The sequence below is a fragment of the Flavobacterium panici genome (assembly GCF_024499525.1).
GTDB classification, from domain to species: domain Bacteria; phylum Bacteroidota; class Bacteroidia; order Flavobacteriales; family Flavobacteriaceae; genus Flavobacterium; species Flavobacterium panici.
Window position 1 is genome coordinate 1,621,715 of record NZ_CP100437.1, and the last position, 24,797, is coordinate 1,646,511.

A 24,797-nucleotide genomic window follows, 5' to 3' on the forward strand; every position below is an offset into this window, starting at 1 on the left:
AGAGCTTTTACGTTGCGAGGGCTTCGACTTCGCTCAGCCTGACAAATTTTTTCGTCATTTTAAAAACTGATCACTAAAAACTGACCACTGACCACTTTATTTCTTCCCTTCATCAATACGTTTCTGGATCAAATCCCACGCATAATAATGAAACGTCATTCCGTTGCTCATGGCCACGAAAAGTCCGTTTTTGTATTTTGGACCTAAGTTTACGCTTGTAACATCGGCACCGTCGCATTCAATTGTTGAAGTTGGAACTTCTGCCAATAAAACATGCTTATTTGGATTTCCTTTTGAACCTTCTCTGGCATAAACCATAAAAGAATTTGCCTGCTGATTTGAAACTAAAATATATCCCGTTGAATCGGTTTTTTTGTAAATCGCGATTCCTTCATGATCTGCTTTGAAATCTTTTTGACCAAAGAAAGCCAATTCTTTATTATCGTTTAAGGCAGGATCAGCTTTGTATTTTCTAATGCCAACTTGTTCGTCGCAATAGTAAACAAAACCTAATTCGTTATCTACTGCAATTGCTTCAATTTCTTTTTTACCGCTGTAAGTTCCAAATTTACGAATCACTTTTGCAGCAGCAAATTTCCCGTTTCCAGAAAGTTCATACTGCCATAAATAACTTCCTGTCGGACCCGTTTTTCTTCCCACAATAGCAAAAATCTTCTGATCGCTTGGACGTGTGTATAAAGAAACTCCCATCGGATCTCTTTCTGTTTCGCCTTCAAAAACAGGAATTCCGCCATTATCAATTGGTTCTAAATCAGGTAAACTGAAAAATCTAATTTTGTTGGTTTCACGTTCTGTTGTAACGGCAATATCTACTTTTTTTCCGTCAATAATTAATCCATAAGCGATATCAACATTATTTGGACGTTGTAAAACAATTGATTTTTTAAGGATTTTTCCATTCAAATCAAAAGCATACAAGCCGCCGTCGGTATCTTTATCCGTTCCCACAATAATACTTTTTGTTGCATCTGTTGGATTAATCCATATTGAAGGATCATCTGTATCGTGAGGCAACGCTTCGGTAACCGTTGTTGGTTTTACCGCATTTGGTTGGATTGGTGCTAATTTATCGTCTTTACAAGCTGTAAATGAAAGGCTTAAAAATAAAAAAGCAAGTACAGTTTTGTTTTTCATTAGGTATTTTATTTTAAATGAAATTAGACAGAACGGTAAAGTCCTGTCTAATTTAAGAAATTTATAAATGGATTATTACAAGTCTAATTTCAATCCGAAATTGTAACGGGCCTGGTAATATTCTACTTGTTTTGTATGCGTTTCAATTCCTTGATAGTAACGCAATGGCTGGTTGGTTAAGTTATTAGCTTCGGCAAAAAGACGAAGTTTTGGCGTAATCTTGAAAGCAGCATTGGCATCTAAGAAAAACTGTTTGTCGTAATAACTGTCTTTGTACGATTCTGAACCTAATTCATCTAAATAATCAGAAGTAAAGTTGGTTGAAATTCTTGCAGAAAAACGTTTGTTTTCCCAAGATAAAGATCCATTAAACATATGCGGAGTAGTTCCCGGAAGACTGATATCTTTTCTTTCGTTTCCATCCTCATCGGAAATTCCTTTTGCTTTAGATTTTGTGTACGTATAGTTTAAATAAACTGCAAAACCTTTTAAGAATTGACCCGGAAGGAAATCTAACTGACGTTGAAATGCGACTTCAAATCCGTAAACATCAACTGTATCACCATTTCGTGATTGCAAAAATGACCAGTTTTCACCAACCGGAATTGGATTTGTCTGATTAGGGAAATCATTGGCAAATTTCACGCTGTCGTATTCATTATCACTGTAATTGTAAATGAAATCATTTAATCTTTTGTAGAAAACGCCTCCAGAAATCAAACCAACAGATTTGAAATAATTCTCGGCCATGAAATCATAATTGTATGAGTATGTTGCATCAAGATCTGGATTTCCGGCAGTAATTTCTTTATCTGAAGCAATATTATTTACATAAGGAGCTAAAGCATAATAGTTTGGTCTTGCTAAAGCGGTAGTTGCTGCAGCTCTTAAAACTAAATCCTTAGTAGCATTATATTGAAAAGAAATACTTGGCAGTAAATTTGTGTAAGAGTTTGTATTGTTGATTTTGCTTTCTAATTCTTCTTCATCCAAAACACGGTTTCCAGTATAATCAATATGTGTATTTTCCATACGGAAACCTAAAACCATAGAAAGTTTGTCGTTAAAATCCTGATCCCATCTTACGTAAGCGGCAGAAATACGCTCTTTTGCATTGTAATTTACCGCTAAATATTCCGAAGGATTTGCTTCTTTATCAAATAAAGCTGCATTGTTTAAATCCAAACTTCCTAAAAAAGCAGCCGAAGCAAATGCTCCTGGAACATATTTACTTCCCGGATTAAATCCTTGTCCATCATAATAACTGTTTGGAACTTCAGATAATAATTCCATTCCGTCATTAACAGGTTCGTAAGAATAGAACATATTATTTCTTTCTTTTTCCTTCAAACGAAGTCTTAAACCTGTTCTTAATCTTCCTTTTTCTCCGGCAATTACCGAAAATGGAAAACGGATATTTACTTTTGCACCGAATTCACTTTCGCTGGTTTCATCTGTATTTTCAGTAACTGAATCAAACTTGAATTCATCCGTTGATTCTCCCACAGTTGTCATTAAAGGAAATCTTGGATTAGATAAATCTTCAAACATTTCTAAACCTTTCTGACGATATTCAATATATCGTTCTCCCGGACGATATTCTCTAGCTTTCGCATAATTTGCAGACCAGTCTAAATCTAAACTGGAATTGATTAAATGCTCTCCGCGAAGAGAATAATTCTGGACTCTTTGATCTTCTAATCTTCTGTTTTTGTTTCTGCTATTATCTAAACCACCTTTTGTCTGACGTTTTACACGACCTTCAAAACCTGTAATTTGTTCACCATTATAAATAGGTTCGATATCATCATAAGTCGTTCTAAAACGGTTTTCTCTATCATCTCTCCAGTTGTAAATGGCATTAGCAAAAATGGTATTGTTTTCGTCAAATTTATAATCTAAAGCAATCGATCCGCTGCGGCGAATACGCTGTACATCATATTTTCTAATTTCTGAAGCTTGTAAATATTCATTTCCAAAATCATCTTTTACCCATTCGTTTTCTATGTTATCAGATCCGTAATCAACATTGTTATAAGAACCGCTAAATACAGCCCCTAATTTATTGTCGAAAAAACGATTTCCGTATACAAAACCTGCTGTGTAACTTGCGTGTTCACGAATTGGTAAATAACCTCCCGCAAGAGTTGCAGAAATTCTTTCCCCATTTGGAGTTGCTCTTGTAATTAAGTTTACAGAACCTCCAATAGCGTCAGCATCCATGTCTGAAGTTAAAGTTTTATTTACTTCAATAGTCGAAATCATATCAGACGGAATTAAATCCATTTGTACGTTTCTGTTATCTCCTTCTGCAGAAGGAATTCGGTCTCCATTTAAAGTAACCGAGTTTAAAGACGGAGCCAAACCTCTAATAATAATATTACGGGCTTCACCTTGGTCATTTTGCATTGTAATCCCCGGAACACGTTTTAAAGCATCTCCAACGTTAGCATCTGGAAAACGACCCATTTGATCTGATGAAATTACGTTTCCGATGTTTTTATTGTTTTTTTGCTGATTCAGCGCTTTTGCCTGACCTTTTAAGATATCTCCAACTACAACTTCGTTTAATTCCGTTCCAGAAGTTTTAAGAGCGAAATCTAAAACATTGTTTTTGCCTTGTTCAACAGTAATTTCATGAGTTATAGAAGTATATCCAATATATTTTACTTCAACTTTATAAGTTCCAACATTAATATTTAATAATTCAAAACGGCCGTTGTAGTCAGAAATCGTGTATTTGTTTTCTCCAATAATCTGGACCATAGCTCCCGGCAGCGGAAGTTTGTCGTCTGCATCCAGCACTTTTCCGGAAATTATCGCTTTTTGCGCATAACCCGAAACGGCTAAAAATAAGAACATTAATAATAAATTGATTTTTTTCATTGTGTGTTTACTTTGATTCTTTGCGAAACTAGACTCTTAGTATTACTAAAACCCTTTAAAAAAATTAACATAGTGTTATGATTAGTCAGTTATTCCTTATTCTTATTAATGTTTAACTAACATTTATGTCTCAAATAATTGATTTGCAGCTAAAAACAAATCGATATTTTGAACGTAATTGAAAATTTGGCGTTAAATTTGCCATATCAATCACAATCAAAAATCATCAATCATGTTAAAACAATTTTTTATCCTTTGTTCCGGTGCTGACCGAGATTTATTAGAAGGATGTTCAGAAGGCGAACAAACCAAATATGTTGGTATTGGTGCCACCGTATTCTTTACCGCTGTAATGGCATTTTTAGCCAGTGCTTATGCACTTTTCACCGTTTTTGACTCTATTTATCCGGCTTTAATTTTTGGGTTTGTATGGAGTTTATTGATTTTTAATTTAGACCGATTTATCGTTTCTACAATTAAAAAGAGAGACCGTTTTATGGATGAATTTCTGCAGGCGACTCCGCGTATTCTACTTGCCATTATTATTGCTATTGTAATTTCGAAACCTCTAGAAATTAAAATTTTCGAAAAAGAAATCAATACCGTTTTATTGAAAGAGAAAAACGAAATGGAATTGGCCAATAAAAAGCAAATTGGAACGTATTTCAAAACCGATTTAGATAAAAATAAGGCTGAGATTGCAGCTTTAAAAGCGGATATTGTAAAGAAAGAAAAAGAAGTAAACGCTTTGTATTCAACTTATATTACAGAAGCTGAAGGAACTGCCGGAACTAAGAAATTGGGAAAAGGCCCGGTTTATAAAGAAAAACGCGAAAAACACGATGCGTCTCTAAAAGAATTTGAAACGCTGAAAAAAACGAACGAAGCTAAAATTGCCGAAAAAGAAAAAGCAGGTAAACAACTTCAAGCCGATTTAGATAAAAAAGTTACGCAAACACAGCCAATTATCGAAGGTTTTGACGGATTAATGGCGCGTATAAATGCGTTAAACAAACTGCCGTGGCTTCCGTCATTTTTTATAATGTTGTTGTTTTTAGCAATCGAAACGTCTCCAATTATTGCCAAATTATTAGCACCAAAAGGAGAATTCGACTTTAAACAAGAAGAGGCTGAAACAGCAATGAAAGCTACTTTGGAACAAAACAAATACCAACGTGAATTATTAATGAAAACAAGTGCAGAAATGCATGACAGAGTATACGCTGATATTGCCGAAGATAAAGGTTTGTACGATTTACAGCGAAAAAATGCAAAGGAATTACTAGAATTACAATCACATAACTTTTTAGACAAACAAAAGGCTACGCTTTAGCCGAAAGTCATAAAGTCAAAAGTCTTAAAGTCATATAAAAAAGTAAAAGCCAGAAATAGAATTTTTCTGTTTCTGGCTTTTTATTATTTAGGAGGAAAAGACTTTATGACTTTCGACTTTCCAACTTTAAGACTAATTCTACATGTAACTTAAAATCTCTTTTTTGTAAGCATCATATTCTCCTTGCATGATTAATCCATTATCAAGAAGTTTTTTATAATTCTGTAATTTATCAAAAAGTTCTTCTTTAGATAATTCGCTTAATTTGCGATCTCCGGTTGAAGGCTGTGCTGGCTGAATTGGTTCAAAAGTTTCAGTATATACTGGCGCTGCTGGTAAAATTTCAGCAAAGTTTGTTACTTCTTCCGTTTCAACTTCTTCAACTTCTTCTGTTTCCTCTTCAAAAACAGGTTCAACAACTTCCTGAACTGGTGCTCCTGCAGAAACTGGATTTTTCAATAAATCCAATTGTTCTTTAGCGTAAGTATAAATTTTTCTAGCCTGGATTTTCGGAATATAATCAATAGAAACAGCTAAATCTGTTTTTGTACCAAATGAAAATTCAGAACCTAAGATATTTTCTTTTACAAAAGTACTTGCAATATCATCCCAAGTATAATCTGTAAAATCCATAGAAAGACCTAAATTTTTAGGTTTACAGATAATGATACGTTTGTTTGTTAATACAATACTATCAGGAAAAACAGTAATTGCAGGCTTTTTTTGCACTGCGATGTATCCAACTTCTTCGCCTTTCATCAATAAATCGTTGAGTTTTGAAGTGATTTTTTCAATCGCTTTTGGATCTTGTTCTTCGTTTAGAAATTTTTTAAATTGTTCTTTCATGGTTGTATAAGTTGCTAAGTTATATAGTAACTAAGTTGCTAAGTTTTTTTTCTTACCGTGCAAATGTAATGCCTAATTTTCTAATTCGATAATTTCATTCTGAATTTTCTTTGTCAAACTTTTGAAAACCAATTCATACGAATGATCGATCAATTCTTTGACAAATTTATCAGGAAGATTTCCGTTTAATGCAACCGTATTCCAATGCACTTTACTCATATGAAATCCCGGTTTTATCTCATCATATTCAGCTCTGAGTTCCTGTGCGCGGTCTGGATCACATTTTAAATTGACAGATGCTTCATTTTTTTCCCATTGTGATAAAGATGATAAAGCAAACATTTTACCGCCCACTTTAAAAACCAAAGTATCTTCATCAAAAGGGAAATGCTCGCTTACGCCTTTTTTTGAAAGACAATATTCGTAAAACGTTTCTAAATTCATATCATTTATTATTTACCAATTTCACCTAAATGTGTGTATTTAAAACCCTTTTCATATTTTAATCCGTAACCAAAAACACGATCCATTGCCGAATGTGAAAATAAAATAATTCCGGCTAATTGAATGCTTTCAATACTTAAATAATATCCCAAACCATAAATTAAAAGCGCAATTCCTTTATGATGAAAGAGATTATATAGAAATGCACCTGTTTTATTGCCAAAAGCATATCCAATCATAGATAAATCCGGAGCTAGTATTAAAACCAAAAACCACCACCAGGCGTAATTTAATTGATTAAAAAGAAATATTCCCAGAATAAATAAAGCCGTTTCTTCGAGTTTAATAATTGTGTTCATCATACTATTTTTTCCATCATTTTTTCAGGATGATTCAGTTTTGTAAATCCAAATTTCTCGTATAAAAAGTGAGCGTCACTTGTCGCCAATCTCCAAATTTTGACATCTTTAAGTTGAGGTTCATTCATCATCGTTTCAATTAAAATCGACGAATATCCTTTGCCGCGATGTTCTTCTGTAATAAAAACATCCATTAAATAAGCAAAAACAACATAATCGGTAATCACGCGCGCAAAGCCAATTTGTTTGTCATTTAAATAAATTCCAAAACAAATCGAAGCATCAATTGTTGTCTGCACTTCTTCAATAGTTCGTCCCGCTGCCCAATAAATATCTTTTAAAAAGTTTTGTATAAACGGAACGTCGAGTTTGGTTTTATCTGTTGAAACAGTTATCATTTTAATTTTAGATTTTAGAGTTCAGATTTTAGATTTTTTTTGCCACGACCCGAGCGATAGCGAACAGGCGAAGCAATTTCACGAATTTTCTCTAATTTCTTTTTTTTATCTGCCACAGATTAAAAAGATTTACACAGATTTAATCATTTTTAATCCTTTAATCTGTGGCAAAAAAAGCAGGATTAATTCGTGAAAATTTGTGAAATTCGTGGCAACCTTTAAATTTTATATAATATTGGTTTGCTAGGACTTGCATCGTTTTCAAACGAAGCGATTTGCAAGTTTAGTATGTAATTTCCATCTTCAATTTCGTCTGGAACATAAATCATTTCGGTAATTGTCGCATTCAATCTTGCATCATTATTTAGATTATGCGTGTCTTTTACATTCCAAAACGCTTTATGTGCTAATAATTTACCTTCGTCATGCTCTTTATCAACACTTGGTAAATCGATCAATAAATGCTGAATTTCGCTTTCGCGGATGAAAATCGCAGCTTCTTCAGACAAATAAGGCGGATTTGTATTCGAATATTTTCTTGATTTTTTTTCCTTTTGATTTGGAAGCGTTCGAATAATTAAAGCTTCATTTGTCACGCTGAGCGAAGTCGAAGCGCTCAACGCCTTTTCAAGTAATTCTTTCGTAATCACAAAATCATCACCAATTTTTTCCGGCTCAACCGTAATCAATTTAGCAAAAAAGAAAAACTGTTTAAGCGATTGATTAATGCTGAAAAAATCATTTGTAATATGTCCCAAGCACTCCGTATGTGTTCCATGCCCATGCGGATTAAAGAATATATTATTAAAATTCGTAGATGATTTTCCTTCCGAAACTTTCCCAACCCAATCGCCAAAAACTACTGGTTCAATAACCGGTTTTTCGATATACCAGGCAATTGGGTTTTCGTCTGTATTTGTTAATGGAATAGAGATATCAATAGGTTTTGATAAGTCGATTTCGAAGTCGTTGATTTTGGCTAACACAAGTTTAGGTTTTATGCCGCAAAGATGCTAAGTCACAAAGTTTAATTAATTTGCGCCTTTGTGCCTTCGTGGCTAATTTTATTCTTCCAAATTTAAATAAAACAGATCACTTGCAATTCCATCCGTTAAAAATTTTCCTTTTGGAGTTGGTTTTAGAATGTTATTTTCGATTGAAAGCAAATCATCGTTTAAAAATTTCTGAGCTTGTTTTTTTAGATAATTCAAGTATTCTAAACCAAATTCATTTTCAATTCTTTCTAAAGAAACGCCCCAAATCGTTCGTAATCCCGTCATGATATATTCATTATAACGATCTGAAACGGTTAAAACTTCAGTTTCTATTGAAAGTTCATCGTTTTGAATTGCTTTTAAATACAATGAATTATTAGCAATATTCCAGCCTCTTTTTATGCCGTCGTAACTATGTGCAGATGGTCCGATTCCGATATATTTTTTGCCAAGCCAATATGCCGAATTGTTTTTTGAGAAATAATTTTCTTTTCCAAAATTGGATAATTCATAATGAATAAATCCATTTTTCTGAAGCGTTTCAACCAAAATCATAAAATGGGCTGAAGCTGCTTCGTCTTGAGGTTCCGCAATTTTTCCGGTTTGAATTAATTTGCTCAAAGCTGTTTTTGGTTCAACCGTTAAAGCATAACTCGAAATATGCGGAATATCAAAACTCAAAGCCGTTTCGATATTTTTTTTCCACATTTCGTCACTCATTCCCGGAATTCCATAAATCAAGTCGAGCGAAATATTATCAAAATATTTGGTCGCTTCTTCTAAGCATTTTTTGGCTTCAGCCGAATTATGAGCGCGATTCATCATCTTCAAATCTTCTTCATAAAAAGACTGAATCCCAATACTTAATCTGTTTATGGGACTTTTAGATAATTCCAAAATTCGCTCAGCAGATAAATCATCCGGATTTGCTTCAAGAGTAATTTCCGGATTTTCTGAAACTTTATAATTTTTATAAACTTCTGAAATTAAAAAGTTGATTTCGTCATTTGACAAAACAGAAGGAGTTCCGCCGCCAAAATAAATAGTTTCTACAATTTCATTTGTGAATTCGTTTTTGCGCACAGTAATTTCTTTAGCTAAAGCCAAAACCATTTCGTCTTTCTTTTTCATTGAAGTCGAAAAATGAAAGTCGCAATAATGGCAAGCCTGCTTGCAAAAAGGAATATGAATGTAGATACCGCTCATTTTTAGTTTTCAGTCTCAGCTTACAGTCTCAGTCTCAGTTTGGCTGTAAACTGTGACTGCGACTATAAACTATTTTCGAATTTTATCCTCGTTCTGTTTCACAAAAGCATCCCAGCCCGTATAACTTTTCCCTGCAACAATTTTCCCTGAATTAAAGAAATGACAAACCGCTGCTGCCAAACCATCTGTCGAATCAAGGTTTTTGGGTAATTCTTTTAAGCCTAAAAGCTGTTGCAGCATTTTTGCAACCTGTTCTTTACTGGCATTTCCGTTTCCCGTAATCGCCATTTTTATCTTTTTTGGTTCGTATTCCGTAATCGGAATATCTCTTGAAAGTCCCGCAGCCATTGCAACACCTTGCGCACGACCTAATTTCAGCATCGATTGTACGTTTTTCCCAAAGAAAGGCGCTTCAATTGCGATTTCATCTGGATGATGCGTTTCAATTAATTCAATGGTTCTTTCAAAAATGATTTTTAGTTTTTGGTAATGATTGTCGTATTTGGACAATTGCAATTCGTTTAACTGCAAAAATTCCATTTTTTTATTGATGACCCTAATTAATCCAAAACCCATAATTGTGGTTCCGGGGTCAATTCCTAATATGATGCGTTCTTTTGTCATTATTTCTTGGGTTACACAAAGCCTCGCCAAGAATTCGCAGAGACTCACAAAGTTTTTATATCTCTGCGTGTCTTTGTGAATTCTTTGTGAATCTTTGTGAAATAGCATTTTCGCAATACTTTTGCTTACTTTTGCGGCATGATTTCAATTCCTCACAAAGCTAAACAATTCCTAGTTCTTCTGGTCAAACTTTTGATTGTAGGCGGCGCATTTTATTTTATTTACGATCAGCTGGCAAATAACGACAAACTCGACTGGCAGAAGTTCATTACTTTGTTTAAAAAAAATCAATCGGTTTTAGGGATTTCTTTTATATTGCTTTTGAGTGTTTTGAATCGTTATTTTGAGATTTTAAAATGGCAGAATCTTGCTAAAGTAATTCATGAAATTTCAGGTTACGAAGCCACAAAACAGGTGTTAGCCGCCTTAACCGCTGGAATTTTTACACCAAATGGAGTAGGCGAGTACGCCGGAAAAGCCTTGTATTATCCAAAAAATGAAGCAAAAAAAGTAGTTTTCCTAAACTTAATCTGCAACGGAATCCAAATGATTTTGACGGTCATTTTTGGAATTTTCGGATTGATGTATTTCAACGCACAATACAATGTTATTACATCAAAAACGGTTGCGATCTTGTTTGCTGGATTTATTGTGATTTTGATTGTTTTGTTTTCTCTGAAAAAAATCAAAATTAAAGGCTATTCCATTGAAAAACTGATTCATAAAATCAATGAAATTCCAAAATCTGTTCACCAAAAAAATATTCTTTTAGGAGTTTTAAGATATTTAGTTTTCTCACATCAATATTACTTTTTATTTCTGGCTTTTGATGTTGATTTGCCTTATCTAACTTTAATGGCAGCAGTTACATCAGTCTATTTTTTAGCTTCTTCTTTGCCAACCTTTCAGTTTTTAGATTTTGCAGTAAAAGGAAGCGTAGCCATTTATTTCTTCGGAATTCTGGGCGTAAACGAATGGATCGTAGTTTTTATAAGCACCTTAATGTGGTTTTTAAACGTCGTTTTACCAGTAGTTTTGGGAAGTTATTTTGTGCTGAATTTTAAAACCAAAAACGCAGCATGATTTTCGGTTTATTCGAAATATTGACCATTTATATAATAAGTATCGGTTCGCTTATTCATGGTTTTTTCAAAGTGAAAAACTATCAAAAAAAAGGATTAATTCCAAAGACGAATTTTACAATTATAGTTCCATTTCGAAATGAAGAAGAAAATCTCCCAAAACTTTTAAATAGCTTTTCAAACTTAAATTATCCAACAGATTTATTTGAAGTAATTTTAGTTGATGATTCTTCAAATGAGAAATTCCAAATTTTAAATTCCAAATTCCAAATTTCGATAGTTGATAATGTTAGGAATTCAAATTCTCCTAAAAAAGACGCCATTACAACTGCGATGCAGCACGTAAAAACCAATTGGGTAATTACTACTGATGCCGATTGTATTGTTCCGGAAAACTGGCTTTTGACTTTCGATAATTATATTCAGGAAAATAAAGTTTCAATGCTTGCCGGTGCGGTTTCGTATGAATGTGAAAATTCTTTTCTGCATCATTTTCAGCAGTTAGATTTAACAAGTCTTCAAGGCGCAACAATAGGCAGTTTTGGTTTGGGCAAAGGTTTTATGTGCAACGGAGCAAATTTTGCCTACACAAAATCATTGTTTGAAAGCTTAAATGGTTTTGATGGAAATGATAAAATTGCCAGCGGAGATGATGTTTTTTTGCTACAAAAAGCAATCGAAAAATTCCCAAATGAAGTTCATTATTTAAAAGCCCAAGAAGCAATTGTAATTACAAAACCAACCGAAAACTGGAAATCTTTATTTTACCAAAGAGTTCGCTGGGCGGCAAAAACAAGTTCCTATAAAAGTGCGTTTGGAAAGTTTTTAGGAATAATTGTTTTCTTTGGAAATTTGAGTTTTGTGATCGCGTTTTTCTTATTTCTTTTAAGAATTTGGCATTATCAATTCTTCGTTTTATTTGCTTTTTTAAAGTTCACAACGGACTTTATTCTGCTCTATAAAACTAATCAGTTTTTGACCAAAACCAGAATCAAAAGCCTTTTATTAAGTAGTTTGCTTTATCCTTTTTTCAGCTCAACAGTAGCTTTATACAGCTTATTTGGTTCTTACGAATGGAAAGACCGACGCTTTGTAAAATAGGTTAAAAACCATATAAGTTATATAAGAGATTTAAGTAAAACTTCACATCAAGTTTAAATGACCTTAAATCACTTATATGGTGAAAAAAAACTATTCTTTAGCTTTAATAATTACAGGAAGAGTAAACTGTGTTTTTACAGGAAGACCACGTTTGATAGCCGGGTTTACTTTAGGGAAATCAACTAAACGCGCATGAAGAATACTGTCAATTCTAATAGTGTCATAAGCAACAGAATCTTTTCGAAATTCAGGTTCGAATTTCATTTTTGAATTAGGAAAAACAGTCACTTTTACTTGTATAGTATCAAGATCAGGATATAAAATAGATAAACTGTCAACGTTTAGTTTTTCCTGAATAAGCTGAGACATTACATCAAAAAAGCACTTTTGACGCAGTTTTTTATCATTAATTGTCTCGCATTCAGCAACAGTAGGATATTCGTCGACCTCTTTCCAGTTTATAGATTTTAATTCCTTTTGAAGTAATTCTTTTTCAGAAGGAACCTTCTTCTCAAAATATTGACAAGAATTAAAAAATAGTAAAAAAATAAAAAATGAAAACTGCTTCAAGGCTTTGATGTTGAATTGGATAAATTAAACTGAAGTATAAAAATACAATTATTTTTTTTGAGATTCTTTGTATTCTAAATAATCTTCATACCTTTCTGAAAGCCAATGTTCTTTGTTTTGTGCAGCAACTTCCTTTTGATCAGGATATAATTTTGCAAGACGGTCAGAAAAGGTCGCAATTTGAACCGTATAATTGTAAAATTCGGTTTTTGTTAAAAGAACATCGGGATCATTTTTACGAGTAAAAAACTCAAAGAAAAGAGTATCAAATTCTTTCATGGAAAAGTTTAATATCTTCTTCTTGTTGCTTTTATAAATACTGTCTTGCAGTAATTGATCGTCGATGGAAAGTTTTTTAGTTTGCGCACATGTAGTATTGATTGAAAAAATCAATGACAACAAAAGAATGAATTGGAAATAAGGGCGCATTTTAATTTTTATAAAAGTTTGTAAGGGCAAAATTACAAAAATATATGGATTTACTATTATTTACGTTAGGTTTTATATGTATGATTGTGGGTATTTTAGGCAGTTTTTTACCTGTTTTGCCTGGTCTTACAAGCTGCTGGGTAGGCTTACTGCTGTTGAGTTTAACAAAAGCAGTCGAAAATAATTACTGGCTTTTAGGAATCACACTTGTACTTACTATAATTATTACAGTTTTAGATTATATAATTCCGGCAAAAGGCACCAAAAAGTTTGGCGGAAGTTCCTACGGCGTGTGGGGAACAAACATTGGATTAATTGTTGGAATCCTGGCTCCAATACCTTTTGGAGTTATAATTGGGCCATTTGTAGGAGCATTAGTTGGCGAATTAATTTACGATTCAACAAATCATAAACGAGCCTTTAAGGCGGCAACAGGATCACTTTTAGGTTTCCTTGCGTCGAGTTTTATAAACTTTTTATTCTGTATCATATACTTCGGAATTTTTTTACACACCACATGGGAATATCGAAACATATTGTTTTAATTATGTAACAAATAATTAGCTTTTTTCTTATTTTTCGTTTTTTTTAAGAAAAATTGGAATTTTTTTAAGAAGATATTTCAGTTTGTTTTGATTACGAAAGGGTTATATTTACTGGTATACAGCGTTTTTTCTGTTAAAGGCCTAACAATCTAACGTGTAAATTCTTCACTTATTTTTTGGATATGTTAAAATATTTTATATTTTTATCCTGATAAACGATAAAAAGCCCTACTTTATCGATTATTTTGAATGAGTATAAATTATTATCTAATAAGTTATGAGTATGACCCCAAACCTACAAATTGAGCTTAGACGTTTTATTTCTTCTAACGTTGTTTCAAAACTAAACAAGTTTTATTTTGAAAATGATGCACTCCTGATAAAGGGAATTGATGTTTCGATTGGTACAGTTTTAATGGGTCTCTACAATAAGGCTGAAGAATCAGGATTTTACAAAGAAGTTGTCTCACTAATTGAAGATAATTCCGGATTTTACCAGGAAGTCGATTTTACTTCAGGAAGAATTTTATCAGTTGACGACTGTTATCGTTTAGAAGGAAATTCACTGCTAAAAGAAATCTTCGCCAATAAAAAAGGCAGAATTTCTGAAATGATTTCAAACGAAGTCGGCATCAAAAGCGAAACGGCCCGCGAAATACTTAACTTCTCTGCACTACTAGTAGTCTCTTATCTTAAAAATAATATCCAATTACTTGACAGTTTAAAATTACTGTTAGAAGAACAAAAAAGAGACATTTTAAACAGCATTCAGCCAGGAATCAAAATCATCTTAGGATTTTCATGTTACGAATCTGTTGAAGACAAAAATCAAAACATCGGAAGATCAATCTTTACACTTTTCGGACATAACTTTTTTAGTTTCTGAATAAAAAAAATCCCATTTTACAAAGTAAAACAGGATTCAAATGTATTTGATGTTTAATTTGAAAGTTTAGTTTCTTACGAATTTTTCAAATTAATAACTTCTTGATCTGTCAAAAAGCGCCAGTTTCCTCTAGGAAGATTCTTCTTAGTTAAGCCAGCAAAAGCAACGCGGTCAATACGCAAAACATCATAATCAAAGTGTTCGAAAATAGCACGAACCACTTTTACATTAGATGATTTTAGTTTAAGGCCAACTTCACTTTTTGCCTCTTTTTCAATATAGCTAACCTCTTCAACAAACACACGATGTCCGTCAAGAACTAAGCCTTTACTGATTTTTTCTAAATCCTCAAATTTCAAGTTCTTATCTAAAGAAACCTGATAAATTTTAGAAGATTTCTGATTCGGTAAAGTAAACTTACGAATCATGTCAGTATCGTTAGTAAACAATAACAATCCAGTTGTATTTTTGTCCATTCTTCCCACTGCAGCAATTTTTGCATTGGTAGAACCACGTACTAGTTCCAGAACGTTACGATATTCCTGACCTTCATCAAGAGCAGTTGTAAAGTTTTTAGGCTTGTTTAGTAAGATATATTCTTTCTTTTCAGGAGTTAAAACAACGCCGTCAAAATTTACAACATCATTTAATTTTACTAAATACCCCATTTCAGTAACCGGAACGCCATTTACTTTCACGTTTCCAGACTGAATATATATATCAGCATCACGACGAGAACAAACCCCAGAATTTGAGATATATTTGTTCAAACGAATTTCGTCAGAAGCCTTTTGTCTCTTAGCCGGCTGATTTTGTTTTCTAATTTTTTCAGCTGCTGCTTCCTGCGCTGCCTTAACTTCAGGTTTCACTTTTTTAGGCCCTTGCGCGCGCTTAGCCATAGGAGGTTTTGGCTTGCTTGAGTTTGATCTTGAGCTATTTGGTCTCGATCCGCCTCTTTTATTATTGCCTTCCTTATTGTTCATAAATTCTGTAATTTGTGCAAAGATAGTTTTTTCCTGCTAATAAATCTTAAGTTCAATGTTCTTAGATTGATAGCTTTCAATTTTAAGATGATTTGAAGCATCACAATTGGCTTTTTTTAGACATTAGTTCCCGCTTTCCGTTTCAATCTTTTATTTTTTAAAGAAAAAAATAAAAGGATTTCCACTTCAATCGGGGCTATCATTCAAACAATTGGCTTCTTTTAAACCTTTAGTTATTTCACAAAGTCGCTCAAAGTCAGCACAAAGATGCACAAAAGAAAAATCGGCAAGAAATAAAATAACCAACGAAAACCCGTTCAACCCGTAAAATCAGTGGTCCAATCTAAAATGTAGAAATCAATTGACGTCCATGCCACAAAACACTCGGATTAATCAAAACAATGCAGAAAACTCCCGAAACAATCAAAAATTTCAATACATTATGCAGTAATAAAAATTGCTCTTTAGAATTCGATCTCCATAAATAAAGCAGAAAAAAAAGTAAAACTAGAAAGCATACATAAAAGTAAATATCCATATAACCAACATCATAAATATTCACCAAAATATAAACAGGAATTACCGTTAAAAACGTCAAAATCGTAATAATTTGTTTTGAAACCTTTTCGTTATACGTAATTGGAATAGTGTGATAATCATTGGCCAAATCCCCTTTCAAGTTCTCTAAATCCTTTATCATTTCCCGAATCAAAAGCAATAAAAACAAAAACATGGCGTGTGCCGAAATTACTGCAAAATGACTTCTGTGATTCTCAATTTCTTCAAAAGAAATAGAATTATAGAAATACAATAAAATCGCAAAAAATGGAATTACAGCCATAAATGCAGCAGTCAAATTCCCAACTATTGGATATTTCTTTATTTTATGAGAGTAAAACCAAATCAGGAAAATATAAGCCGAAAAGAATAAAAAAGCGCGCCAGGAAACAATTGAAGCCATTAAAACCGCCAGAAAATTCAGGCTGAAATAAACCGTCAATTTTGTTTTCTGACTCACTAATCGATCCAGCATTGATTTGTTAGGACGATTAATTAAATCTTTCTGGCTGTCGTAAAAATTATTGATAATATAACCCGAAGCAATTGTTACCGCTGAAGCAAATACAATTAAAAACAAATAAAAATCCAGCAAGATATCCAACGCTCTTTTTTCTGGAGCCAAAATAAAAATTGCCGATAAATATTGTGCTAAAACAATAATAGGAATATTGTAACCGCGTACCACAGAAAACAAACTAACAATTTTCATTACTAAAAGTTTGTGCTGTCTGCTTAACATAAATTATTGTGGTGTTGGATTAGATTAAGGGAAGTTAAAGGATATTTTTGAAACCTGAAATTTAGAGTTTGTTTTTTAACAATTCTTTAGAGCCAAAACCTAGTTTTCGAATGCAGGCCAAAGCTTCTTTTTGTGTCATATCAATTTCTTTAATGTCTTTCTTTTCTACAAAACAAACAGAACCGCTCCACGGATTTGGTGCATCCGGAATAAAAACGGTAAAATTGTTTTCATTTATTTGTTCTATTAAAAAGGCAAATTGCCAGCCGGCATCTGTAGGAACTAAAATAACTTTTAAATCTTGTTTAGATTCAAGTCCCATAATATTTTCATTCATGTTTTTCATAAATGAATATCCGGGAACAAAGCTTAAAACGCCATTTTCTAATTTATGAATGAGCTTTTTTGCGCCGGCAGTTCTGGCCAGTAAACCCGCTGTAAAACAAATAAGAATTAAGATTATGATTCCAACAAGTTCCTGAAGTGCAATTCCTAAAACGTGTACTCTGGGCAGAAAATTTACAAGTGGAAGCGTGACTTTTTGAATGATACCATATCCTTTTTCAAGAATAATAAGCAGTACAACTAAAGGTGCTAAAAACAGAATTCCTCCTAAAAAAGTTGCTTTAATTATTTTTAAAATGCTTTTCATAATAAATAACTTTTTAGGATGAATACTTATGAAAATCGACTCAAATAATTTCGGCTTTTAAGAGTTAAAACTGATAAACTACTTCTAGCTTATAATCTTTTAATGAGGCTTTTGCGCGTTCAAGATCTTCAGTGAAGCCAAGAATATAGCCGCCGCCTCCCGAACCGCAAAGTTTTAAGTAATAATCGTTTGTGTCAATTCCATTCTGCCAAATTCCGTGAAATTGTTCCGGAATCATTGGTTTGAAATTATTTAAAACAACTTTTGAAAGCTTTTTAGTATTGGTAAACAAAGACTTCATGTCGCCATGTAAAAAGTTTTCTACACAAGCGTCAGTGTATTTTACGAACTGGTTTTTAAGCATAGTACGGAAACCTTTATCTTTTAGGTTTTCCATAAAAATATTAACCATTGGAGCTGTTTCTCCAACAATTCCAGAGTCTAATAAAAATACAGCACCTTTTCCGTCAAAACTTTGAGTCGGAATTCCGGTTGCTTCAATATTATCTTTAGAATTAATTAAAATCGGGATACTCAAATAGCTGTTTAAAGGATCTAAACCAGAACTTTTTCCGTGGAAAAAACTCTCCATTTGAGAAAATATATTTTTTAACTGTAATAGTTTTTCACGAGTTAAATTCTCTAAAACGGTGATTTTGTTAGTTGCATATTTGTCATAAATAGCAGCTACAAGTGCGCCGCTGCTTCCAACGCCGTATCCTTGCGGAATACTTGAATCGAAATACATTCCGGTTTCAACATCATTTTTAAGAGCTGCTAAATCGAAAGTAACCAATTCTGGCTGTTGGGTCTGCAAAACTTCAAGATAAGCTGCAAAACTTTGTAAACTTTTGTTTGATGCAATTGCTTCTGCCGAAGGTTCTTCAGACTTCTTCAACGCGCCATTGTAAAAATTATAAGGAATAGAAAGTCCTTTAGAGTCGCGGATGATTCCGTATTCTCCAAAGAGTAATATTTTTGAGTAAAATAAAGGTCCTTTCATGATTTATTTTATGTTTTTTTATTTGGGTCTTGTCTGGTGATTCTTAACCTTTAATGTATAATCCGATAATCATCATGGCCAATGCAAAGAATACACCAATAAACCATTTAATCATATCATTTTTTGCATCTACAATTTCTTTCTTCACAAAATCTTTAGTTGCAATATTCATGTTCTGACTTTAAAATATGTATTAAAAATATAAAGATACGGAAAATTATAATGCAATTGATCCGCTCCCAATTTTGTCGCAAATATACTGACGATTCTGACAAAACACAACTAATTTGTCCTGAATAAATTGTAATACTTTTTCGCTAACGTTTTCGGGATAAAGAACATGCACATTTGCACCGGCATCAAGCGTAAAACAAACAGGAATCTGGGTTTCTTGTCTAAATTTCCAGATCGCATTTATAATTTCCAGTGTGTTTGGTTTCATCAAAATAAAATATGGCATTGATGTCATCATCATGGCGTGCAAAGTCAACGCTTCACTTTCGACAACTTTAATAAATTCGTCTAAATTTCCGTTTTCAAAAATGGTAATTAATTTATCCAGATTTTCGTGTGCCTGAGCAAAACGTCTTTCTGCATAAGGATGATTGTGCATTAAATCATGTCCAACAGTGCTTGAAACTTGTTTTTCACCTTTATCAACCAATAAAATAGTATCTTGATAATTCTTAAAATTCTCATGAATTGTATACGGAAATTCAACTCCAAATAAATCAGTACTTCCTTCAATATTTGCCTGATTTCCCCAAACAACAACATTTCCTTTTACACTTCGGCAGGCACTTCCTGAACCTAAACGGGCAAGAAAAGAAGCTTTTTGATAAAAGTATTCATCAGTCATTTCCGGATTCAGTAATTTTTCCAAACTCATGAAATTCATTGCCAAAGCAGCCATTCCAGAAGCTGAAGATGCAATTCCTGAACTATGCGGAAATGTATTTTGTGTATCAATCGTAAAATGATAGTCTTTTAAAAACGGAAGATAAACTTCAACTCGTTCTAAAAACTTCTGAATTTTTGGTTTGAAATCTTCTTTTGGTTTTCCTTCAAAAAGTAAATCAAAAGAAAAACTATCTGTCACGCTGAGCGGAGTCGAAGCGTCTCTTTTTTCAAACCCTAATTTCGTAATCGTTTTACAATTATTCAAAGTAAAACTTACCGAAGGATTTGCCGGAATTTGATTGTCTTTTTTCCCCCAATATTTAACTAACGCAATATTACTGGGAGCGCTCCATTCAAAGTTTCCGTTTTCGATTGTTGAAGTATATGGATTTGGAATAAAATCAGCTGCTGTAAACATGAAATATAAATTTTGGCAAAGATAGTTTTTAAAATATTTCGCCATATAAGTTATATAAGAAATTATAAGCAAGCTTTGCTAAATGAACTTATATAACTTATATGGTTTCCAAATATCTTTTGATTATTTTTGGATACAAAATTTGATAAAATGAATAAGACCGTAAAAATTATTATAGCTTTAATTATTTGTTTAGCAGTAGGATATTCTGCAAGTATGGTAACAAGACCGAGTGTAGAAAGCTGGTATCCAACAATTGCGAAACCAGTTTTTAATCCGCCAAATTGGATTTTTATGCCGGTTTGGACTACGCTTTATATTTTTATGGCAATTGCCGCGGCACTTGTTTGGGATAAAATAAAAGAGCAAACCGAAAAAGTGAAAACAGCGCTTCTGTTCTTTTTGATTCAATTAACGCTCAATGCGATTTGGTCTTATTTATTCTTCGGATTAAAAAATCCGCTTTTGGCTTTAATTGAAATTGTTCTTTTATGGCTGATGATTTATGAAACGTATTTAAAATTCACCAAAATCAATAAAATCTCAGGTTATTTGTTAATTCCGTATTTAGCGTGGGTTGCATTTGCGACGATTTTGAATGCTAGTATTTGGTGGTTGAATAAGTAAAATTTTGTTTTAGGTTCAAGGTTTCAATTTCTTAAATTCTTCATTTTTGGCATACAAAAAATCCATTGTAGCCAAAACATTAGGATGTTCTAAAAGAGTTTTCGATTTTGGATCGGCATCACAAAACTCAAGAAAAAGGTCTTTTTGATCAGCATTAATTTTTAAATTTTTAGTAAAGAAATCTGGAGGACAATATGCAGCGGCATGTTTTTTAAAACGATCGTCCACTTCATGTTTTTCTTTTGAATATGAACCTCTTAAAGGTATATTCATTTTTGCAGCATATCTTATTCTGCCATCATTTACACCAGTATAACGAGTAAGATCGTTTGCAGTTTTGTTATTGTTTATCTCATTTACTTTTTCGGCATCAAACTCTACTTTTTGGAATTTTATTGCTGTAATTACAACTTCATTAAGCTCTTCGGCTTTAATAATCATATTAACTACAAGATTATTATTCTTTAAATTTTCCGATGTAAGTTTCAACCGTGTAAAGAAATAATCTTTAGAGAAAAAAAGTAAACTATCTTGTTCTTTTGCCAGAATAGAGAATTCTCCCAGCTCATTTGTTCGTGTACTGGTTTTAGCTGTTTTATTTATAACTTCAACTTTATTAAGAGGAGTTTTATTAGCAAGAACTTTTCCGTGAAGTAATTTTTCTGTTTGAGAAATTGAGAGCTGGTAAGTGAAAAAAGAAATCGTGGTAAGTAATTTTACTTTCATCTAGTGGTATTTAGTGAAAGTAAAATTATTAGAATTGTCTTAATGAAAACTTGTGAAATCTGTAAATTCTTGTTAATAATATCGTTCGATCTTTTTAGTGAAAACTTCAAATTCGCCGTTATTAAATAAAACGGGACCATGTCCAAAACAAAGTATTTTTGGTTTTAACGAAGCCAGTTTCTGAATAGATTTTCTATTCGTTTCCTGATCTTTTGTAAATAAACCTGGCGGTTCATTAATCCCAACTTTTGTGGTTAATAGATTCATATTTGTCATGACATCCCCAACAATTAAAACGCCGTCTTTTTCCCTAAAAAAAGATAAATGTCCGCTGGAATGACCTGGAGTTTCAATAACAATAAATCCGCCAATTTGATTGCCTTCTTTTAATATTTCAGAAACTGGATGTCCTTTTCCGGCCCAAAATCGTTTTTGGAATCTCGAAATAATATGATTAGGATTTGAGTATTCAAAAATTACGTTTCCATTTTCGACAGCAGTTTTTTCAGGCTCACTGCTCAAAAGTGGAATGTTCAAAGTTTCGCAGATTATTTTACTGCTTCCCTGATGATCGGCGTGCGCGTGGGTCAGTGCGTGTTTTGTTATTGATTTGTTCTTTAAAGCTTTTAGAATTGTTCCGCTTGAACTGCGGATTCCGGCATCGATTAAAACATCTTCAATTACATAACAATTAATAGCGTTTCTTGGAAACAAAGGAATTTGATAAACGTCTTTGGCAATAGATTTCATTTTCTTGAATTTTATATTGACAAAGATTTGAATTCAGTTACTCAATTCACTTGATAAATGTTAAGAAATGCTTTGACGAATTCGGCTTAAAGATTCAGGCGTTATTCCAAGAAATGAAGCAATATAAATTAAAGGTGTTCGCTGAATTATTTTGGCTGGAGCCGATGCTAAAAAAGTCTGGTATTTTTCTTTGGCAGGAATCATCTGCAATTTTAAAACGCGATCTGCCATACATAGGTAATTTTGTTCAGCAAGAATTCTTCCAACACGCTCCCAATTTGGAATTTCCGAATATAAATACTGCATCTTTTCAAAACTAATAGAAAGGATTTCGCAATCTTCTATACACTGAATATTTTCAAAAGAAACCGATTGATTTATAAAGCTGGAATAAGAAGCAATAAAACCTTCATCAGAGCTCAAATAAGTGGTGATTTCTTTTCCGTCTTTTAAATAATAAACACGTGCCAGACCTTTAACAATGAAAAAGATTTTATTGCTGATTTTTCCCATTTCGGAAAGAAATTCTTTGGCATTAAATTTTTCATATTCAAAACAAGAATCGATCTTTTCGATTTCATTTTCAGAAAACGAAGCGATTGATAGTATTTGTTTTTTTAATGAAGAATTCATGATTTACAGAATTTCAATTAATTCCGAAGCATTATTAATAACTAGTTTTGCACCGCTGATTTTCAATTCTTCTTCGGTTCTGTAACCCCAAGTTACACCTACCGGAAACATATTTGCATTTATTGCTGTCTGCATGTCAATATCAGAATCACCTGCAAAAAGAATTTCTTCTGGTTTTAAATTCCAGTTTTTGCTTATTTCTACAGCTTCAAACGGGTTTGGTTTTTTAAGTGTTTCGGTGCTTAAACCAACTGCAGTATCAAAATAATCAGGAAATATTTCTGATGCTATTTTTTTAGTCAGTTCATCGGCTTTGTTGGAAAAAACAGCCAGTTTGATATTTTGTGAAGTCAAATTATCTAATAACTCCAAAATTCCTTCATATGGTTTTGTTTTTAACGTACAGCTTTTTCGGTATTCATTTACCATAAATTCAAGACAAATTTCAATTTGATCGTCTGAATTGTTTGTTATAGGAAGAGCTTTGCTGACCAAATTTCGCAAACCGCTGCCGATAAAATATTGATACGTATCGTAAGTATGAGTTGGATAATTTAAACTTTTAAGAACAATGTTCATTGCATCTGAAATGTCTTCTAATGAGTTTACTAACGTTCCGTCTAAATCAAAAATAATTCCTTTAAATTTCATTCTATTAAATATTATTGGCTAAAATAAACCCGCTTGTCCAGGCATTTTGAAAATTAAAACCTCCTGTAATAGCGTCGATATTTACAATTTCGCCTGCAAAATAAAGGTTTTCGTGAATTTTGCTGGCCATGGTTTTAAAGTTGATTTCTTTTAAATCGATTCCTCCCGCTGTTACAAATTCTTCTTTAAAAGTACTTTTTCCGTTGACTTTAAATTCTGCTTTTATTAATTGAGAAACTAGATTCTGTAATTGATTTTTAGATAAATCTGCCCATTTGGTTTCTATTTCAATTCCAGAAGCTAAAACCAAACTTTCCCATAAACGGTTCGGAAAGTCGAAAGGAGATTTTTTAGAAACTGCTTTTTTAGCATGTTCTTGTTTTAAATCTTTTAGGATTTTCTCAGCATCTTCAAAATCAACATCATTTAACCAATTCACGAAAATAGTAAACTGATAATTTTTATCGAATAAAATTCGAGCACCCCAAGCCGAAAGTTTTAAAATCGCCGGACCGCTCATTCCCCAATGTGTAATTAACAAAGGTCCTGTCGATTCTAGTTTGGTGTCTTTTACGATTACGGTAACTTGTGCTGCAACGCCGGGTAATTCTTTGATTCGGGAATCTTTGATATTGAAAGTAAATAGGGAAGGAACGGGGCTCACAATTGCGTGTCCGTGTTGTTGAAGCATTTCCCAGATTTTTGGGTTGCTTCCGGTTGCCAGAATTAATTTTTCGGCAGCAAAATTGTCGCTTTGAGTATCAATTTTCCAGTGATTTTCTTTTTTAAATATCGACTGAACGCTTTGTCCTGTCAACACTTTTATGCCTAATTTTTCAGTTGCTTTTAGGAAACAATCTATAATAGTTTGAGAAGAATTAGAAACTGGAAACATTCTCCCATCTTCTTCAATTTTTAATTCTACGCCATGTTTTTCGAACCATTCAATTGTATCTCCAGAACAAAACTGATGAAACGGACCACGAAGTTCTTTTTCGCCTCGTGGATAAAATTTAACCAATTCGTTGGGTTCAAAACAAGCGTGTGTAACGTTACAGCGCCCGCCACCGGAAACGCGGACTTTAGAAAGGACTTCTTTTCCTCTTTCTAAAATGGCAATTTTTAGTTTCGGATTTTTCTCTGCAATATTAATCGCGGTGAAAAAACCTGCAGCGCCTCCGCCAACGATGATTATGTCGAAATTTTTGATCATATTTTTATCTTTTTGCCACGACCCGAGCGATAGCGAACTGGCGTAGCAATTTCACGAATTGGCACTAATTTTTTTTTCTTTG

General features: G+C 33.0%; 28 protein-coding genes. 6 read left to right on the plus strand and 22 right to left on the minus strand.

Going from position 1 to position 24,797, the window contains the following annotated elements; genetic code table 11:
* Positions 1-96: 96 nt before the first annotated feature.
* Together NLJ00_RS07205 and NLJ00_RS07210 are read right to left on the minus strand one after the other, a co-directional pair.
* A complete protein-coding gene (locus NLJ00_RS07205) occupies positions 97-1,155 on the minus strand; it encodes a phytase (protein ID WP_256636727.1) in 1,059 nt (352 codons plus the stop codon).
* Positions 1,156-1,230: 75 nt separating this feature from the next.
* Positions 1,231-4,041: a TonB-dependent receptor gene (locus NLJ00_RS07210; RefSeq protein ID WP_256636728.1), complete on the minus strand. Its 2,811-nt coding sequence runs from the start codon at positions 4,039-4,041 to the stop codon at positions 1,231-1,233.
* 232 nt (positions 4,042-4,273) lie between these two features.
* Between NLJ00_RS07210 and NLJ00_RS07215 the strand changes: the two genes are divergently transcribed.
* Complete coding sequence (locus tag NLJ00_RS07215) at positions 4,274-5,374, plus strand: DUF4407 domain-containing protein (protein WP_256636729.1); 1,101 nt, start codon at positions 4,274-4,276, stop codon at positions 5,372-5,374.
* Positions 5,375-5,512: 138 nt separating this feature from the next.
* Here the strand turns inward: NLJ00_RS07215 and NLJ00_RS07220 are convergent, their stop codons facing one another.
* The 7 genes from NLJ00_RS07220 to ruvC all read right to left on the minus strand — a co-directional run bounded on the left by NLJ00_RS07220 (position 5,513) and on the right by ruvC (position 10,246).
* Positions 5,513-6,220, minus strand: a complete 708-nt coding sequence (locus NLJ00_RS07220; protein ID WP_053469962.1) for a PH domain-containing protein — start codon at positions 6,218-6,220, stop codon at positions 5,513-5,515.
* Between the two features lie 72 nt (positions 6,221-6,292).
* Positions 6,293-6,664, minus strand: coding sequence for an MmcQ/YjbR family DNA-binding protein (locus NLJ00_RS07225; protein WP_256636730.1), 372 nt, complete (start codon positions 6,662-6,664; stop codon positions 6,293-6,295).
* An 8-nt stretch (positions 6,665-6,672) separates the two neighbouring features.
* Entirely contained in the window at positions 6,673-7,023 is a 351-nt protein-coding gene (locus NLJ00_RS07230; protein ID WP_256637462.1) for a DUF4260 domain-containing protein, read from the minus strand.
* Positions 7,023-7,421 carry a GNAT family N-acetyltransferase gene (locus NLJ00_RS07235; RefSeq protein WP_053469965.1) on the minus strand — a complete coding sequence of 133 codons (399 nt, stop codon included), beginning with the start codon at positions 7,419-7,421 and terminating at the stop codon, positions 7,023-7,025. The genes NLJ00_RS07230 and NLJ00_RS07235 overlap by 1 nt, the downstream gene beginning before the upstream one ends.
* A 218-nt stretch (positions 7,422-7,639) precedes the next feature.
* Entirely contained in the window at positions 7,640-8,407 is a 768-nt protein-coding gene (locus NLJ00_RS07240; protein ID WP_256636731.1) for a cyclase family protein, read from the minus strand.
* Positions 8,408-8,485: 78 nt separating this feature from the next.
* On the minus strand, positions 8,486-9,622 hold the full coding sequence (gene hemW / locus NLJ00_RS07245) for a radical SAM family heme chaperone HemW (protein WP_256636732.1): 1,137 nt from the start codon (positions 9,620-9,622) through the stop codon (positions 8,486-8,488).
* Positions 9,623-9,691: 69 nt separating this feature from the next.
* Positions 9,692-10,246 carry a crossover junction endodeoxyribonuclease RuvC gene (ruvC, locus tag NLJ00_RS07250; RefSeq protein ID WP_053469969.1) on the minus strand — a complete coding sequence of 185 codons (555 nt, stop codon included), beginning with the start codon at positions 10,244-10,246 and terminating at the stop codon, positions 9,692-9,694.
* A gap of 138 nt (positions 10,247-10,384) precedes the next feature.
* Between ruvC and NLJ00_RS07255 the strand changes: the two genes are divergently transcribed.
* Positions 10,385-11,329, plus strand: a complete 945-nt coding sequence (locus NLJ00_RS07255; protein WP_256636733.1) for a lysylphosphatidylglycerol synthase domain-containing protein — start codon at positions 10,385-10,387, stop codon at positions 11,327-11,329.
* On the plus strand, positions 11,326-12,429 hold the full coding sequence (locus NLJ00_RS07260) for a glycosyltransferase family 2 protein (RefSeq protein WP_256636734.1): 1,104 nt from the start codon (positions 11,326-11,328) through the stop codon (positions 12,427-12,429). The genes NLJ00_RS07255 and NLJ00_RS07260 overlap by 4 nt, the downstream gene beginning before the upstream one ends.
* 90 nt (positions 12,430-12,519) lie before the next feature.
* Here NLJ00_RS07260 and NLJ00_RS07265 read toward each other — a convergent pair whose 3' ends face one another.
* Complete coding sequence (locus NLJ00_RS07265; RefSeq protein ID WP_256636735.1) at positions 12,520-12,999, minus strand: hypothetical protein; 480 nt, start codon at positions 12,997-12,999, stop codon at positions 12,520-12,522.
* 48 nt (positions 13,000-13,047) lie between these two features.
* Complete coding sequence (locus NLJ00_RS07270; RefSeq protein WP_053469973.1) at positions 13,048-13,278, minus strand: hypothetical protein; 231 nt, start codon at positions 13,276-13,278, stop codon at positions 13,048-13,050.
* A 194-nt stretch (positions 13,279-13,472) separates the two neighbouring features.
* Here NLJ00_RS07270 and NLJ00_RS07275 point away from each other — a divergent pair, with 194 nt between their 5' ends.
* Both NLJ00_RS07275 and NLJ00_RS07280 read left to right on the plus strand, forming a co-directional pair.
* On the plus strand, positions 13,473-13,973 hold the full coding sequence (locus NLJ00_RS07275) for a DUF456 domain-containing protein (protein WP_256636736.1): 501 nt from the start codon (positions 13,473-13,475) through the stop codon (positions 13,971-13,973).
* 283 nt (positions 13,974-14,256) lie between these two features.
* On the plus strand, positions 14,257-14,859 hold the full coding sequence (locus NLJ00_RS07280) for a DUF937 domain-containing protein (protein WP_053469975.1): 603 nt from the start codon (positions 14,257-14,259) through the stop codon (positions 14,857-14,859).
* A gap of 74 nt (positions 14,860-14,933) precedes the next feature.
* Here the strand turns inward: NLJ00_RS07280 and NLJ00_RS07285 are convergent, their stop codons facing one another.
* From NLJ00_RS07285 to NLJ00_RS07310, 6 genes are all read right to left on the minus strand, one after another.
* Complete coding sequence (locus NLJ00_RS07285; RefSeq protein ID WP_053469976.1) at positions 14,934-15,842, minus strand: pseudouridine synthase; 909 nt, start codon at positions 15,840-15,842, stop codon at positions 14,934-14,936.
* A gap of 343 nt (positions 15,843-16,185) precedes the next feature.
* Positions 16,186-17,142, minus strand: coding sequence for a geranylgeranylglycerol-phosphate geranylgeranyltransferase (locus NLJ00_RS07290; protein ID WP_256636737.1), 957 nt, complete (start codon positions 17,140-17,142; stop codon positions 16,186-16,188).
* Between the two features lie 61 nt (positions 17,143-17,203).
* On the minus strand, positions 17,204-17,794 hold the full coding sequence (locus NLJ00_RS07295) for a DUF502 domain-containing protein (protein WP_256636738.1): 591 nt from the start codon (positions 17,792-17,794) through the stop codon (positions 17,204-17,206).
* Positions 17,795-17,858: 64 nt separating this feature from the next.
* A complete protein-coding gene (locus tag NLJ00_RS07300) occupies positions 17,859-18,797 on the minus strand; it encodes a mevalonate kinase family protein (RefSeq protein ID WP_053469979.1) in 939 nt (312 codons plus the stop codon).
* A gap of 43 nt (positions 18,798-18,840) precedes the next feature.
* Entirely contained in the window at positions 18,841-18,969 is a 129-nt protein-coding gene (locus tag NLJ00_RS07305; RefSeq protein WP_256636739.1) for a hypothetical protein, read from the minus strand.
* A 45-nt stretch (positions 18,970-19,014) separates the two neighbouring features.
* A complete protein-coding gene (locus tag NLJ00_RS07310; protein WP_256636740.1) occupies positions 19,015-20,115 on the minus strand; it encodes a diphosphomevalonate/mevalonate 3,5-bisphosphate decarboxylase family protein in 1,101 nt (366 codons plus the stop codon).
* 150 nt (positions 20,116-20,265) lie between these two features.
* On the opposite strand from NLJ00_RS07310, the gene NLJ00_RS07315 reads away from it, so the two are divergent.
* Positions 20,266-20,742, plus strand: a complete 477-nt coding sequence (locus NLJ00_RS07315) for a TspO/MBR family protein (protein ID WP_180857261.1) — start codon at positions 20,266-20,268, stop codon at positions 20,740-20,742.
* 15 nt (positions 20,743-20,757) lie between these two features.
* On the opposite strand, the gene NLJ00_RS07320 is transcribed toward NLJ00_RS07315, so the two are convergent.
* The 5 genes from NLJ00_RS07320 to NLJ00_RS07340 all read right to left on the minus strand — a co-directional run bounded on the left by NLJ00_RS07320 (position 20,758) and on the right by NLJ00_RS07340 (position 24,715).
* Positions 20,758-21,468, minus strand: a complete 711-nt coding sequence (locus NLJ00_RS07320; RefSeq protein WP_256636741.1) for a hypothetical protein — start codon at positions 21,466-21,468, stop codon at positions 20,758-20,760.
* A gap of 72 nt (positions 21,469-21,540) precedes the next feature.
* Positions 21,541-22,218 (minus strand): MBL fold metallo-hydrolase, encoded by a 678-nt coding sequence (locus NLJ00_RS07325; protein WP_256636742.1) that lies wholly within the window; start codon positions 22,216-22,218, stop codon positions 21,541-21,543.
* Between the two features lie 60 nt (positions 22,219-22,278).
* Positions 22,279-22,851, minus strand: a complete 573-nt coding sequence (locus NLJ00_RS07330; protein ID WP_256636743.1) for a Crp/Fnr family transcriptional regulator — start codon at positions 22,849-22,851, stop codon at positions 22,279-22,281.
* A 3-nt stretch (positions 22,852-22,854) separates the two neighbouring features.
* A complete protein-coding gene (locus NLJ00_RS07335; RefSeq protein ID WP_256636744.1) occupies positions 22,855-23,502 on the minus strand; it encodes an HAD family hydrolase in 648 nt (215 codons plus the stop codon).
* 4 nt (positions 23,503-23,506) lie between these two features.
* On the minus strand, positions 23,507-24,715 hold the full coding sequence (locus NLJ00_RS07340; protein ID WP_256636745.1) for a BaiN/RdsA family NAD(P)/FAD-dependent oxidoreductase: 1,209 nt from the start codon (positions 24,713-24,715) through the stop codon (positions 23,507-23,509).
* Positions 24,716-24,797 lie beyond the last annotated feature (82 nt).